General features: G+C 73.2%; 11 protein-coding genes. 7 read left to right on the forward strand and 4 right to left on the reverse strand.

What is annotated here, in order from left to right; all coding sequences use genetic code 11:
• Window positions 1-61: 61 nt before the first annotated feature.
• From ABD811_RS35065 to ABD811_RS35075, 3 genes are read right to left on the reverse strand one after another with little or no spacing between them, the layout of a single operon-like run.
• Window positions 62-859, reverse strand: a complete 798-nt coding sequence (locus ABD811_RS35065) for an ABC transporter permease (protein WP_344956362.1) — start codon at window positions 857-859, stop codon at window positions 62-64.
• Window positions 856-1,635, reverse strand: coding sequence for an ABC transporter permease (locus ABD811_RS35070; protein ID WP_344956364.1), 780 nt, complete (start codon window positions 1,633-1,635; stop codon window positions 856-858). The genes ABD811_RS35065 and ABD811_RS35070 overlap by 4 nt, the downstream gene beginning before the upstream one ends.
• Window positions 1,632-2,621: an ABC transporter substrate-binding protein gene (locus ABD811_RS35075; RefSeq protein WP_344956366.1), complete on the reverse strand. Its 990-nt coding sequence runs from the start codon at window positions 2,619-2,621 to the stop codon at window positions 1,632-1,634. Before ABD811_RS35075 ends, ABD811_RS35070 begins: the two co-directional genes overlap by 4 nt.
• 441 nt (window positions 2,622-3,062) lie before the next feature.
• On the opposite strand from ABD811_RS35075, the gene ABD811_RS35080 reads away from it, so the two are divergent.
• From ABD811_RS35080 to ABD811_RS35100, 5 genes are all read left to right on the forward strand, one after another.
• Window positions 3,063-6,386, forward strand: a complete 3,324-nt coding sequence (locus ABD811_RS35080; protein WP_344956368.1) for a sensor histidine kinase — start codon at window positions 3,063-3,065, stop codon at window positions 6,384-6,386.
• On the forward strand, window positions 6,383-6,838 hold the full coding sequence (locus ABD811_RS35085) for a roadblock/LC7 domain-containing protein (protein WP_344956370.1): 456 nt from the start codon (window positions 6,383-6,385) through the stop codon (window positions 6,836-6,838). The genes ABD811_RS35080 and ABD811_RS35085 overlap by 4 nt, the downstream gene beginning before the upstream one ends.
• A 76-nt stretch (window positions 6,839-6,914) precedes the next feature.
• Window positions 6,915-7,355: a DUF742 domain-containing protein gene (locus ABD811_RS35090; protein WP_344956372.1), complete on the forward strand. Its 441-nt coding sequence runs from the start codon at window positions 6,915-6,917 to the stop codon at window positions 7,353-7,355.
• 28 nt (window positions 7,356-7,383) lie between these two features.
• Window positions 7,384-8,004 carry a GTP-binding protein gene (locus ABD811_RS35095; protein WP_344956468.1) on the forward strand — a complete coding sequence of 207 codons (621 nt, stop codon included), beginning with the start codon at window positions 7,384-7,386 and terminating at the stop codon, window positions 8,002-8,004.
• 143 nt (window positions 8,005-8,147) lie between these two features.
• Window positions 8,148-8,948 (forward strand): SGNH/GDSL hydrolase family protein, encoded by an 801-nt coding sequence (locus ABD811_RS35100; RefSeq protein ID WP_344956374.1) that lies wholly within the window; start codon window positions 8,148-8,150, stop codon window positions 8,946-8,948.
• Window positions 8,949-9,009: 61 nt separating this feature from the next.
• Here the strand turns inward: ABD811_RS35100 and ABD811_RS35105 are convergent, their stop codons facing one another.
• A complete protein-coding gene (locus tag ABD811_RS35105; RefSeq protein ID WP_344956376.1) occupies window positions 9,010-9,468 on the reverse strand; it encodes an STAS domain-containing protein in 459 nt (152 codons plus the stop codon).
• A 313-nt stretch (window positions 9,469-9,781) separates the two neighbouring features.
• On the opposite strand from ABD811_RS35105, the gene ABD811_RS35110 reads away from it, so the two are divergent.
• Window positions 9,782-13,597: an AAA family ATPase gene (locus ABD811_RS35110; protein WP_344956378.1), complete on the forward strand. Its 3,816-nt coding sequence runs from the start codon at window positions 9,782-9,784 to the stop codon at window positions 13,595-13,597.
• Window positions 13,598-13,813: 216 nt separating this feature from the next.
• On the forward strand, window positions 13,814-14,911 hold the full coding sequence (locus ABD811_RS35115) for an LCP family protein (protein WP_344956380.1): 1,098 nt from the start codon (window positions 13,814-13,816) through the stop codon (window positions 14,909-14,911).
• Window positions 14,912-14,949: the final 38 nt, after the last annotated feature.

Raw genomic sequence — 14,949 nt, forward strand, 5'->3', positions numbered from 1 at the left:
TTCTGTTGGTGGTAGCGAGGCGTGTGCTCGCGGGGGGCGGCCCCCGCGCCCCCCTGGTCGTTCAGTTGGCCAGCCTGCGGGCACCGCTGTGCCAGGCGAGCAGCCGCCGTTCCAGCAGCACGAACGCCCCGTTGAACAGCAGGCCCAGCACGCCGAGGATGATGATCCCCGCCCACATGGCGGGCAGGTCGAAGTCGCGCTGCGCGCCGATCAGCTGGGCGCCGATGCCCGCGGTGCTGCCGACCAGCTCCGACAGCACCATCAGGATCAGCGCGAAGCCCAGGCTGACCCGCAGCCCCGCGAAGATCTTCGGGGCGGCGGACGGCAGGATCACCGTCACCAGGCGCCGGTACCGCGACAGGCCGAACACCCGCGCGGTCTCCAGCTGCAGGGAGTCCACGGTGCGCACGCCGTCGGCGCTGTTGAGCAGCACCGGCCACACCACGCTGAACGCGATCGTGATGATCTGCATGGTGGCGCCCAGCTGGAACACGATGATGAAGAACGGCAGCAGCGTGGGCGGCGGCACCGCCCGCAGGAACTGCAGCAGCGGGTCCAGCAGGTCGTTCAGCGTCCGGGAGCGGCCGATCGCCACGCCCAGCGCGACGCCGGCGACGCAGGAGATCAGCCAGCCGGCGAACAGGTGGCCCAGGCTGGTGGAGAAGTCGTCCACCGCCTTGTCGGTGAGGAACAGCCGGGACGCCGGTCCGGAGAACCACATCTCGTGCAGCGCCGAGACGATCTTCGACGGCGGGGGAAAGTACTCCTCCTGCACCGCCCGGGTGCCGATCTCCCAGGCGATCAGCGCGAGCACGACGAGCCACAGCCGCTCGGCGGCCCCGCGCAGCAGCCGCGTCATGAGACCCCCTCCACGCGGGCGGTGTTCCAGCGGAAGGCGAGCCGTTCCAGACCGACCAGGCCCGCGTTGGCGGCCAGCCCCAGGATCCCCGCCCAGCACGCGCCGGCGAGCATGATCTCGGTGTTGCCGCCGCCGGACTGGCTCTCCATCAGGAAGTTGCCGACGCCCTCGCCGCCGCCCGCCAGCAGTTCGGCGCTGATGACGACGACGAGCCCGACGGACGCGGCGATGCGCACGCCGGTGGCGATGAACGGGCCGGCGCTGGGCAGCGACACCCGCCACAGCACCGATCCCTCACCGAAACCGAACGCGCGCAGGCTCTCCTTGGCGACCGGGTCCACGTCGCGCAGCGCGTACAGCGTGTTGATCAGGATCGGCCACAGCGAGGCGTAGAAGATCAGCGCCATCTTCTGCTGGGTGACCGAGGAGAACAGGATGAGCACCAGCGGGATCAGCGCCACCGAGGGAATGGGGCGGCACAGTTCGACCAGGAAGCGGGAGGCGGTGCCGAGCAGCGGCACCGAGCCGAGCAGGACGCCGAGGGGGACCGCGACGGCCACCGCCAGCAGCAGCCCGCCGACCCAGGCGCGCACCGTGTCGCCGACGTCGACCAGGAAGTCGCCGTCGACGGCCAGCCGTCCCGCCTCCGACAGGATCGTCGTCGCGGCGGGCAGGGCGTCCTCGTCGACCAGGCCGAGCCGGTTGACCGCCTCGACGACGAGGATCGCCCCGACCACGCCGGCGGCGCCCAGGAGCAAGCGCCGGGGGGCGATCATCCGGACGTCGCCCCGGCGATCAGCAGCGACTTGACGTCGATGCGCTGGCTGGCGATCCCGAACTGCTGCATGACGTCGGCCACGCGCTGCAGCCGGGTCGCGTTCAGCGAGGTCGGGTAGGCGGTGTACACCATCGTGGCGGCGACGTTGGCGTCGATGCCGCGCGCGTACTTGGGCAGGATGTCCTGCACCACCTTGCGGTCGGCGGCCATGCCCTGCGCCTTGACGATGGCGCGCTGGAAGGCGGCGACGGTCTTGGGGTTCTTGGTGGCGAACTCCTCGGTGGTGGCGTAACCCGACAGCGGGAAGTCTGCGGTGGCGCCGCTGGACAGGTCGGCCAGCAGGCGGGCGCCGAGCTTCTGCTGGATCTGGGTGCCGAACGGCTCGATCGCCTGGACGGCGTCGACGCTGCCGGACTTCAGCGCGGCCTCCATGTTGGGCGGCGGAACCTCGACGAAGTTCTTGTCCTCGTCGAGTTCGACGCCCGCGGGCTTGGCGGCCGAACGCACCAGCAGCGTCGCCACGTTCCGCTTGGTGTTGACGCCGATCTTCTTGCCCTTGAGGTCGGAGATGCTGCGGATCGGGGAGTCCTTGGGAACCAGCAGCGTGTGGGTCTTCGGCGCGGCCTGCGACGCCTCGGCCACGATCTTCGTCTTCAGCGCCCCGGTGGCGGTGGCGTTGAAGAACGACACGTAGTTGCCGACGGAGATGTCGAGCTGGCCGCTCTTGAGTCGCGGGATGGCCTCCGCGCCACCGTTGATCACCTGTGTCTTGACGGTCAGGCCCTCTGCCTTGAACAGGCCGCGGCTGATGGCCAGCTGCAGCGGGGCGGTGTCACCGATCAGCATCGTGCCCACGGTGATCTCGGACTGCTCCAGGCCGTTGGCGGACTCCTTCTCCTCGGAGCCGCCGCAGGCGGCCGCCGAGGCGGCCAGGGTCAGGGCGAGGGCGCCGGCGAGCAGGGTGCGGCGATGGAGTGCATGCATTTGGCAACGCTCCGTGATGCGGGGGAGGGTCGATGAAAGTGATCTTTCAACGGTCGGGGAGCGTAGCGCACGGGCGAGCGGCATGGTCGTAAGATGCAGCTTTACACGTACAAATGTGAACAACTGCAAACAATCTGTGACATCCCCGGCTCATTCATCACAAGTTATGACCTGTGTGATCATTCGGGTTGGCTGGGATGGTAGCTCTGTGTTGCAATGTTCCGCGCTCGCCCGCAGAGGCTCTTGAGGCGCGAAATAGTGGAATCGCGTTCGGGGCATGTGGGCCGCGAGCGGTCGTCCATTGAGAGGTAGCGGAGGGCAGTGCGCACAGCGGAAGGGGCCGAGGTCGCCCCGCAGTCCCCCCGGGCAGCGCCCACTACCGGCAAGGAACCCCAGCGCAAGGGGGGTTCCGGCGGGTGGCTGCGGCTGCGCAACTGGCGCGTGACCACGCGTCTGATCGCCGTCATCGCGATCCCGACGGTCGTGGCGGCCGTGCTGGCCGGTGGCCGGGTCCTTTCCTCCGTGGACAACGCGGAGGAGTACCGGCGCAGCAGTGATCTGGCTACCGTCGGTAGTCGTCTGAGCGTGCTGTCCCAGGCGCTGGAGAACGAGCGCGACGCCATGGCCGAGCGCGCCGCGGGCGGTGCGCGCGCCGTGGACGACGACACCCTGCGGCAGCGCCAGTCGGCGGTGGACGCCGCGGCGCGTGAATACCGTCAGGCCGTCGCCGACGCGGACATCAGCGGAACGCAGTTGCGCCTCGGCCTGGCCAACATCGACAACCGGGTGCGGTCGCTGGGCGCGCTGCGGGCGCTGGCCGGACGGCTGGCCCCCGGCCCGGTCGTCGACAAGTACAGCGAGTTCAACGACGACATCCTGGCCCACCTGGTGGTGGCCGCCTACGACGCGTCCGACCCCGACACCGCCCGCAGCCTGCTGACGCTGGTGTCGCTGTCGCGCGCCAAGGACGCCGCGTCCCGCGAGCGCGCCCTCATCGCCGCGGCCCTGTGGGACCGCCGCTTCGACTCCGGCACGCTGCAGGGCGTCCAGGACGCCCGTTCGGACCTGACCCGCGGCCTGGCCGACTTCCGCGCCTCGGCGAACCTGGCCGAGCAGCGGCTGTTCGACGACACCGTCACCGGTCCCGAGCTGGACCGGGCGGAGTTCACCCGGGCCCAGGCGCTGACCCTGTCGGCCCGCTCCACGTCGCTGAGCATCCAGCCGCTGGGCCCCCGCCAGGCGGAGGACTGGGTGCGCGACTCCACCGCCCGGATCGACCGGATGCAGCAGGTGGAGACGCGCATGCGCGCCGACGTCAGCAACCGTGTCGACGAGCTGCGCTCCGACGCCGAGTTCGCCACCGTCCGCGACGCGGTGCTGCTGGCCCTGCTGCTGGCCGTCGTCCTGATCGTGGTCGTCGTGGTGGCCCGGTCGATGGTGCGGCCGCTGCGCCGCCTGCAGGAGGGCGCGCTGGAGGTGGCCGGCACCCGGCTGCCCGGCCTGGTCGACCGGCTGCGCGACCCGCAGGCCGCCGCCGAGGGGATCGAGGTCGAGCCCATCGACGTCGAGTCCAGGGACGAGATCGGCCAGGTGGCGCGGGCGTTCGACGAGGTCCACCGCGAGGCGGTCCGGCTGGCCGCCGACGAGGCCGTGCTGCGCGGCAACATCAACGCGATGTTCGTCAACCTGTCGCGGCGCAGCCAGACCCTGATCGAACGCCAGCTGCGGCTGATCGAGGAGCTGGAGCAGAGCGAGCGCGACGAGGAGCAGCTGGCCAACCTGTTCCGCCTGGACCACCTGGCCACCCGCATGCGCCGCAACTGCGAGAACCTGCTGGTCCTCGGCGGTCAGGACCAGGTGCGCCGGTGGAACCGCCCGGTACCGCTGATCGACGTGGTGCGCGCCTCGCTGTCGGAGGTCGAGCAGTACGAGCGGGTCGCGGTGCGCGTGCAGGGCGACATGACCGTCGCCGGCCCGGTCGTCAACGACCTGGTGCACCTGCTGGCCGAGCTGGTGGAGAACGCCACCACGTTCTCCGCCGAGCACACCAAGGTGACGGTGTCGGGGCAGCTGCTCAGCGGCGGCGGCGCCATGCTGCAGATCAACGACAACGGCGTGGGCATGTCGTCCGAGGAGCTGGAGCAGGCCAACTGGCGGCTGGCCAACCCGCCGGTCATCGACTTCTCCGCGGCCCGCCGCATGGGCCTGTTCGTGGTCGGCCGCCTGGCGGTCCGGCACGGCATCCGGGTGGAGCTGCGGGCCGCGCAGGGCGGCGGGCTCACCGCGTTCGTGATGCTGCCGGACGCGGTCATCAGCGCCGGCGAGAGCGGCGGCGTCGGCACCCGCGGCTTCGGCTCCCGCGACGCCGAACCGGCGGGACGGCCGCAGCTGGCCGGGGTGTCGGCGCAGTCCGCGCTGGCCGGCCCCGGCGGCAACTCCGCCGGCGGGATGTTCCAGCGGGCCGAGGCCGACGACCCGTACAACGGCACCGGCGGGCAGCCGATGCTGCGCGGAACGGGCCCGCTGCCGACGGTCGGCGGCACCGGCCCGCAGCCCGGCCCGCAGTCGCCGACCGGGCCGCAGCCGGTGGCCGGAACCGGCCCGCACGGCACGCTCGACGGCACCGGACCGCACCCCATGGCCGGCGGCACGGGCCCGCAGCCGCCGCTGCCCGGCCAGACCGGGCCGCAGCCGGCGTTCGGCAACACCGGCCCGCTGCCGATGGGCGGCGAGCACGAACCGAAGGACCCCTACGGCGTCGACGCCCGGGATCCCTACGGCGCCGACACGCGTGACCCCTACGGGGCCGACGCCCGCGACCCGTACGGCGCCGAGGACCGGCCCGGCTACGGCGCCGAGGAGCGCCCGGGCCTCGCCGGCGACGACCGGCCCGGCTTCGGCGGCGATCTGCCCGTCCGTAAGCCCGGCGCGCATCTGCACGGCCCGGAGCCGGTCGTGCCGGAGGCGCAGCCGGCCATGCCCGAGCAGAGCCCGCCCCGGCAGGTGTCGTGGGACACCGGCCCGATGCCGCCCGTCCGGCCCGGCAGGCTCGGCAGGCCGACCCGCCGGCAGCCGGGCGACCAGGGACAGCCCGTCGGCGGCGGTCAGTGGGAGGACGCGCCGTCCCCCGAACCGGCCGCCATGGACGAACCCTCCTTCGCGGAAGGCCCCTACCCCGAGGAGCCGTTCGGGCAGGGCGCCCCGCCTCCGGCGCAGACGCCTCCGGCAGGGCAGATGCCCCCGGCGCAGGCCGCTCCCGCCCCGTCTCCCGAGCAGGGGTTCGGGCAGGGCAGGCCCCGTCCGGCGGCCCGGCCACCGCAACGCGGATCATCCGCCCCACCCGACACTATGCGTCCCTCCGAACGCTCCCCTATCTTCGATGCGATGCAGTCGGAGTGGTTCCAGCGCAGGACCGAGGGCGCGTCCGGGGACCCGGCCAAGGGCTGGGAGTCCCCGGCCGACGAGGGCTTCCGGGTGGCGGAGGCGGCGACCCGCAAGCCGGTCGCGGGCTCCCGCACGTCCGCTGGGCTGCCCAAGCGGGTGCCCGGTCGCAACCGGGTGCCCGGCGCGGTCTCGCCGCAGGAGGCCGCGGCGCGGCGCGAGCAGGCGCAGAGCCAGTCCGCTGATGTCGTACGGAATCGTTTCGCGAGCCTGCAGCGCGGCGTGCGCCGCGGACGCGATGAGGCTCGCGGCGCGGCCGGATCCGCCGGCACGCATGGTGAGGGTCCGTCACAGGATGGCGGAGAGACAGGAGGCACCCCGTGAGCGGGCAGGATCTCAACTGGTTGGTGACGAACTTCGCGGATCGCGTCCCGAAGGTCGCCCACGCCGTCGTGGTCTCCTCCGACGGGCTGCCGATGGCGTACTCGTCGGGGTTTCCGCCGGAGCGGGCCGACCAGCTGTCGGCCATCGCGTCGGGGCTGATGAGCCTCACCCAGGGCGCGGCGAAGATCTTCGACGCCGGCGGGGTGAACCAGACCGTCGTGGAGATGGACCGCGGGCTGCTGTTCGTGATGTCCATCGCCAACGGCTCGGTGTTCGCCGTGCTGGCGGCGCCCGACTGCGACCTGGGCCTGGTGGCGTACGAGATGACGTTGCTGGTGGAACGCGTGGGCCGGGTCCTGACGCCGGCGCTGCGGTCCGGGGGAGACGGGCAGCAGCCGCCGTACGGCGGGCCGTCGGTGTCGGAGATGGGTGCGGGTCCGGCCCGCTATTGACCAGCAATGACCCCGGGGGTGCGGGGGCGGCGTCCCCCCGTAGTGGCAGCGACTGACTCGGACGGAGGTCGGCGAGATGGATCGAGGCAGGCCCTACGGGCCCGGCCCGGGAGGCCCGCCCCGGTGGTCGGGCGATCCGGCCCAGGGACGCCCCGCGCCGGAGGCCCGGGCGGAGGGTGAGACCAGTTCGCTGGTGCGCCCCTACGCCGTGACGGGGGGCCGTACCAAGCCGCGGTACGACCTGGCCATCGAGGCCCTGGTCACGGCGGCCCCCTACCCGCCCCGCGACATCTCCAGCCTGACGCCCGAATACCGGGCGATCATGGATCTGTGCCGGTCGGCGCGCTCGGTCGCCGAGGTGTCGGCGATGCTGCGCATCCCGCTCGGCGTCGCTCGCGTGCTCGTCGCCGACATGGCCCTGGAGGGACTGCTGCGGCTGCACCAGTCGCGCCCCGCCAACGCCCAGCCGGACCTCCGCCTACTCGAAAGGGTGCTCAGTGGCCTTCGCAAGCTCTGAAACCGCGCCGCCCGGCGCGGACGGCGAGCTGACGTCCGTCAAGATCGTCGTCGGTGGCGGCTTCGGCGTCGGCAAGACCACCTTCGTCGGGTCCGTCTCGGAGATCATGCCGCTCACCACCGAGGCGGTGATGACGGCCGCCAGCGCCGAGGTCGACGACCTGTCGGCGGTGCCCGACAAGACCACGACCACGGTCGCCATGGACTTCGGCCGCGTCTCCCTGGACAGCGAGCTGATCCTGTACCTGTTCGGCACGCCCGGCCAGCACCGGTTCTGGTTCATGTGGGACGACCTGGTGAAGGGGGCGATCGGCGCGGTGGTGCTGGTCGACACCCGCCGCCTGGAGGACTGCTTCGCCGCGGTCGACTACTTCGAGGAGCTGGGCCTGCCGTTCGTGGTCGGCGTCAACGGCTTCCACGGGGAGTTCCCGTACGCGGTGGAGGACATCCGGGAGGCGCTGTCGATCAGCCGGCACGTTCCGATCGTCAAGTGCGACGCGCGCAGCCGGCAGTCCACCAAGCAGGTGCTGATCACGCTGGTGCAGCACGCGATGGCGGTGCACTCGACGTCGGTCGGGCCGATGCCGCCGTCGGCGCCGCCGGTGCCGCCGGGCGGCGGCGCCGTGGGCACCTCTCCGAGCTGGACCTGACAGGCGCCTCGTCGATCCGGCGGGGACCCGGGCGCCACGCGACGGCTCCGGACCCGCCGGTCCCTACGGTCGCGTAGGGATATGTGCACCCTGCATGATATGTCGTCGTGATCGGTTGGATTGCGCCGTATCAGGGGGTTGCTATGGATCAGTCCAAGGATGTGGTGTCCGCCCGGCGTGTCGCGACGTACGTCGCGGTCGGTGACAGCTTCACCGAGGGACTGAACGATCCGTACCCGGACGACCCCGACCGCTTCCGCGGCTGGGCGGACCGGCTCGCCGAGCACCTGGCCGCGCAGAACCCGGGGCTGTGTTACGCCAACCTGGCCGTGCGCGGCAAGCTGCTGCGGCAGATCGTCGCCGACCAGGTGCCGGCGGCCGTGGCGATGCGGCCGGACCTGGTGACGTTCTGCGCGGGCGGCAACGACATCATCCGGCCCGGCACCGACCCCGACGCGCTGGCCGTGGAGTTCGACGACGCCGTGCGGCGGCTGCGCGGCTGCGGCGCCGACGTCGTGGTCTTCACCGGATTCGACCCGCGCGACCACCGCGTCGGCTCCCGGCGGCTGCGCGGCAAGGCCGCCACGTTCAACATGCACCTGCGCGCCATCGCCGACCGGCGCGGCTGCGCCGTGGTGGACCTGTGGTCGCTCATGCCGGTCTTCGGGGACGCCCGCGCCTGGTACGAGGACCGCCTGCACCTGTCCCCCGAGGGGCACCGGCGCATGGCGCTGCGCGTCGCCGAGGTGATCGGCGTTCCGGTGCACGAGGACTGGCGTGAGCCGTGGCCCGCCGACGTCCCGCCCGTGGGCCGCCTCGACATGTACCGCGAGGACCTGCGCTGGGCCCGCACCTATCTGCTGCCGTGGATCGGCCGCCGCGCGACCGGCCGTTCCAGTGGCGACGGCCGCGCGCCCAAACGACCCACGCCGCTGCCGCTGTGAGCCTTCCCCGCCGCGTGCGGCGGGAGCCCGGTCAGGTGCAGACCGGTCAGGTGGAGATCGGTCAGGTGGAGCCTGCCGCGGCGACGGGGGCGGCGGCCTGATCGGCGGCAGGGCCGGCGTCCTCGCCGCCCTCCGGGGTCTCGCTCTCCGGGGCCTCGCCCGCGCCGCCGGCCGGCTCCGGCGCGGTGGCGACCGCCTCGTCGACGGTGCCCACGATGGTCAGCCGTTGGTGCAGCCCGGTGATCTCCAGGGCCCGCCACACGATGGGCCGGGGGGCGACCAGCGCGAGGCTGCCCCCCGCCTCGGTGACCGACCGGTAGCAGTTGATGATCACCGAGAGGCCGTGCGAGTCCATGAACTCCAGCTCGGCCAGGTCCAGCACGACCCGGTCGCCGTGCTCGCGCCGCGCCAGGCGCAGCCGCAGGCGCAACTCCTCGGCGGTGGCGATGTCCAGCTCACCGCGCAGCCGTACGACGGTGAACCCGTCGTGCGGACGGGAGGTCACTTCGAGTGGCTGCACGGGGGTCCCCCATTTCGGTAGACACGCCTCCGCCGGACCCGGCGGCGAAATTCGTTCATCCGTCAACTATTCCGGAGCGCACGGCGCCTGCCAACAAGGCGACGCGTCCATGGGGCGCCCCGACACCGTCCGTAACGGTGAGGCCCACGGATATGAGGGCCGATCCCCACACTATGTGCCATTGTCAAGGGCGCAAACGGCGGCCGCGCCGCCTTTCCTTCGGGCGTAGGGTGCTTGCCAGACGTGACGGACCAGTGTTCTCGCGGGGGACGTCCCCCGTGCCCCCGGTGGGATCTAAGGAGGAGCGTCCCAGGTGAGCGCGCCCCGGTTGCCCGACCATCTCGAGCTGCTGCTGACCGACGAACCCGTCCTGGACGTGTACGCCCACGGTCCCTGGCGGGTGCCGGACGGCCTGTACGAGGAGATGCGGGAACGCGCCGTCGCCTTCAACGCCGACGAACGCGCGGCGCTGCTCTCCCGGCAGCTCAGCGACTTCTACGGGCCGGGCACGTCGGCGGCCGGGGCCGAGCAGTGGTCGCTGCTGACGTTCCTGCTGGGGGCCTCGGCGGTACGGGGCGGCTCGCGCGGCGACGTGGAGTACGAGCTGCTGTCGGACTTCCTGGCCGCCCCCGAGCCCGCGGTGCGCGACCCGCTGGCGTGGTTCACCCAGGGCGGCCGGTGGCGTCCGCCCGGCCTGTGGCTGCCTGAGCCCGCGGGCGACGACCGCGAGCGCCGCGCTGTCATGTACGAGCTGGCGCGTGACTGCCTGGAGGTGTTCGCCGGGCTGGAACCCCTGGAGCCGCGCCGCCGCGCCCTGGCGGAGTTGTTCGAGCGGCACGCGGCCGACCCGGCGCTGCGCGAGCAGGACCTGACCGTCCCCCAGGACCGCCTGGAGGCCGCGTGGGCGGACGGCCTTCCCGACGACACCCTGGCCGTGCTGCCGGAACTGTCCGGGCCCGTCGGCTACCTGGGCTGGGTGTGCGCGGGCCTGGACGCCGCGCACGCCCGGCTGGCCGCCCAGACCGGCGACACCGAGCCCGCCGACGTCGCCGTCGCGCGGCTGCTGCTGGCGGCGGAGATGACGGCCGTGCCCGCCGAGATGGCCGTGGCACTGGGCACGGCGCGCTACGAGCATCTGCAGGACCGGCTGCGCGCCTCCCGCGGCGACTTCAACGTCGAAGCGTGGCAGCTGAACCTGCGCGCCTGGCTGGCCCGCGGGCTCGTCGCGGGCGAGGCCGACGCGTGCCGCGCCTGGCTCGACATGGCGGTCCGCCTCACCGGCGCCGTGCAGGGCCTGCCCGAGTCGGCCACCATGCCGCGCTGCCGCGTCCCGGTGCGCGCGTTCCAGCTGGACGTGCGGCGCCTGTTCGCCTCCCGCCGGGTCACCAACCACCTGGTGGGCCGCCTGGCCCCGTCCGGCACCGTCGCGGCCGGACGGCAGACCCCTGGCGAACCCGGCGCCGCCGAACCCGAGGTCGCCGAGCTCAAGGAGGCGCTGGTCGGGCAGCCCGAGCTGACCCGCGCGCTGCGCGAGGCCCTGGCCGCCCGGGCGGCGGGGGAGCGCCCGATCCGCCTGCTGGTGGCCGGCCCCGAAGGCACCGGCAAGGGCACCGCCGCGGAACTGCTGGAGAGCGTCCTGGCCGAGCGCGGCGCCATCCGCGAGGCGGCCTGGATCTCCGACCAGGTGTTCGCCGCGCTCACCGTCAGCGACGCGGTGCTGTGGCTGCAGGCCCGCGTCCGCGAGTGCCTGGAGGCGCGGCTGCTGCTGGTCGTCGACGACCTGGAACGGCTGGCCTCCTACGAGCGGTGCGGCGCCGCCGCCGTGGAGGAGCTGCGGCGGCTCATGGCCCGGTGGCCGGCGCTGGACGTCGTCGCGCTCTGCCGTCCCGGCGGCGACCGCCGCCTGTTCGACGCCAACCCCGCCCTCGTCCGCGCCTTCGAGGTCACCCGCACCCGCGACTTCCGTCAGGACGATTACACCGAGCTGTTCCGCCGCGCCGTCGCCCGCCGCGGCGCCGCGGTCACCCGCGAGGTCGCCGCCCAGGCCGGCGCCCTGCTGGCCGCCACGCCGCCCCTGCTCAACCTGCGCGGCGCCCGCCTGGTCGAACATCTGGCCACCCAGGCCACCGCCAACGCCCGGGCCCGCCTGGCGGCCGCCTTCCAGGCCGTGCCTCCCCAGCGCTCCGAGCCCACCCCGCCGCCTGCCACGCCCGCACCGGCCGGCGAAACCGCCCCCGCCGAGGCCGCGGCGGCCTCCCAGGAGGTCCCACCCGCCGCGGAGGACGTCGAGTCGACGGACGCGACGCCCGCCGAGGCCGGGGCCGCCGCCGGAAGGGACGGCGCGGCCGAGAGCGGTGACGGCTCGCAGGCCGTCCGAGGCGGGCCGGGGCCCGTTCTGGAAGTCGTCGCGGCGGATCTGCCTCAGCGGCTCATCCCCGGCCGGGCCGCCGAGCGCGACCCCCACGCCGAACTGGCCGCGCTGGCGGGGATCGAGCCGGTCAAGCGGGAGGTCGCCGCGCTGGTCGCGGAGGCCAAGGCGGCGCGGCTGCGGCGCGAGGCGGGCATGGCGGTGGCGTCGCGGCCCCGGCATCTGGTGTTCGCGGGCAGTCCCGGCACCGGCAAGGGCAAGGTCGCCGGGATCCTGGGGCGGATCTTCGCCGAGGTGGGGGTGTTGTCGACCGGGCATCTGGTGGAGGTGGACCGGGCCGACCTGCTGGGCGAGTACACCAGCGAGAGCGCGCTGAAGATGCGGCGCGCCGTGGAACGCGCGCTGGGCGGCGTGCTGCTGGTGCGCGGCGCCCACGCGCTCGGGCAGGTCGAACCGCTGCGCGGCCGGGAACTGGTCGGCGCGCTGCTCACCGCCGTCCAGACGCACTCCGACGACCTGGTGGTGGTGCTCACCGGGCCGGAGGCCGAGCTGAACGGGCTGCTGCGCTCGCACGAGGATCTGGCGGCGTACTTCCCCAAGACCGTCCGCTTCCCGGACCTGACCGACGACGAGCTGGTGGAGGTGTTCGCCCGCAAGGCGGCCGAGTCGGGGTTCGCGCTGGCCGGCGGGGTGCTGGAGAAGGTGCGGGCGCTGGTGCAGGCGGCGCCGCGCGACCGCGGGCTGGTCAACGCCCGGCTGATGAACCACCTGCTCGACCGGGCCGTGGCCATGCAGGGCCGGCGCGTGCTGGAGGACGGTGTCGTCGACGAACACGAGTCGCTGGACGAGATCCTGCTCGCCGACGTCCCCGAGTCCCTGATGCCCGGCCGCGAGACGGTGCTGGACGACCCGCTGGCCGAGATCGACCGGCTGGTGGGGCTGGCGGCCGTCAAGCAGGAGGTGGCGGCGCTGGTGGCCGAGGCGCGCGCCGAGCAGGTCCGCCGCGACGCCGGGGTGCCGATCGCCTTCCCGACCCGGCACATGGCGTTCACCGGCAATCCCGGCACCGCCAAGACCACCATCGCCCGGCTCGTCGCGGCGGTGTACGCGCGGCTGGGCCTGCTGTCGTCGGGTCATCTGGTGGAGGCCACCCGCGCCGACCTGGTCGCCGAGTACATCGGGCAGACCGCGCACCGCGTGCGCACCGTGGTCGAACGCGCCCTGGGCGGCGTGCTGTTCATCGACGAGGCCTACACGCTGGCCGGAACCGGCGGCGACCAGCGCGACTTCGGGCACGAGGCCGTCGCCGAACTGCTGCGGCTGATGGAGGAGCACCGCTCGGACCTGGTCGTCATCGTCGCCGGATACGGCACCGAGATGGAACGGTTCCTGGCCTCCAACCCCGGCCTGGCCTCCCGGTTCCCCAAACGGCTGCACTTCCCCGACTACAGCGTCGACGAGCTGCTGGCCATCTTCGAGCTGATGGCGGACCAGGCGGGGTTCACGCTGGCCGACGGGGTGCTGGGGCAGGTGCGGGCCCGGCTGGCGGCCGAGCCGCGCGGCGCCTCGTTCGGCAACGCCCGCATGGTGCGCAACCTTCTCGACGCGGCTATCGCGCGGCAGGCCCAGCGCATCACCGCCGCCGCCGACGCCCGGCCCGGCATCAAGATGGACGACGCCGAGGTGCGCATGCTGCGTACCGAAGACCTGCCCCCCGGCCCGCAGGCGCCCGACCGCGGCGGCCACGGCCCCTACATCTAGCCGTGCGCGAAGCCCCCCGCCCCGCGCGGGGGGCATACCGGGGTTTCGTGGGCCGGAGGGCTGAGTCCGCTGATCCGCATGTCGGAGGGCGAGGTGACAACGGCGGGCCCACAATCATGCGGTGGATTGACGCGCGGAACATGCCGGGTTGTCTAAGGTCTACGGGTACGACGCAAAGGCCGACGGGGGCCGGACACGATTAGGAAGGGGACGCGCGTGGCACGCAGGCCCGCATCCTCCCAGGCGGGGCGCCCGTACGACCACGAGCAGGACCCGTACGGGGACGCCTACGGGGACCCCTACGGCAGAGACCCCTATGGCGGGGACGCTTACGGCGGGGACCCGTACGCGGGACGCCGTCGCCGCAGGCGGCGCTGGCCCCGCGTGCTGGCGGTGCTGCTGGCGCTGCTGCTGGTGAGCGTCGTCGGCGGCTACTTCTACCTCGACTCGCGGCTCAAGCGGGAGACCGTGCTGGAGGACTACGCCGGACGCGTCGCCGACACCCCCGGCACCAACTGGCTCATCGTCGGCTCCGACAGCCGGGAAGGGCTGACGCGGGACCAGAAGCGCCGGTTCGCCACCGGTGACGCGCAGGGCCGACGCACCGACTCGATGATGCTGCTGCACTACGGCGACGGCGGCACCACCCTCGTCAGCCTGCCGCGCGACTCCTACGTCGAGATCCCCGGCCGCGGCCGCAACAAGCTCAACGCCGCGTTCGCGTTCGGCGGGCCCAAGCTGCTGGTGCGCACCGTCGAGCAGGCCACCGGCGTGCGCATCGACCACTACGCCGAGATCGGCTTCGGCGGTTTCGTGGGCGTGGTCGACGCGATCGGCGGCGTCGACATGTGCATCAAGGAGCCGATGCGCGACCGCAAGGCGGGCCTGAACCTGCAGCCGGGCTGCCAGACGCTCGACGGCGGCCAGGCGCTCGGCTACGTGCGCACCCGCGCCTCGGCCCGCGCCGACCTCGACCGCATCGACCGCCAGCGGCAGTTCTTCGGCGCCCTGATGAAGAAGAGCGCCAGCCCGGGCGTGCTGCTCAACCCCTTCCGCAGCGTCCCGCTGGCCCTCAACGCCACCAGCAACTTCCTGGTGGACGACGACGACCACCTGCTCGACCTGGTCCGCATGATGTGGGCGATGCGCGGCGTCACCGGCGGCGACGGCGTCACCACCACCGTGCCGATCGGCGGCGCCGGTTCGGCCGCCGGAGTCGGCGCCTACATCACCTGGCACCGCACCAAGGCCGCGCAACTGTTCGACGCCCTGAAGCAGGACCGGCCCGTCCCCTCGGACGTCATCACCAAGTGAGATTCGTCACCGCGGCCGGACGGCGCGGACGGCACGGC

The sequence above is a fragment of the Actinomadura miaoliensis genome, assembly GCF_039536785.1.
Lineage (GTDB): Bacteria > Actinomycetota > Actinomycetes > Streptosporangiales > Streptosporangiaceae > Spirillospora > Spirillospora miaoliensis.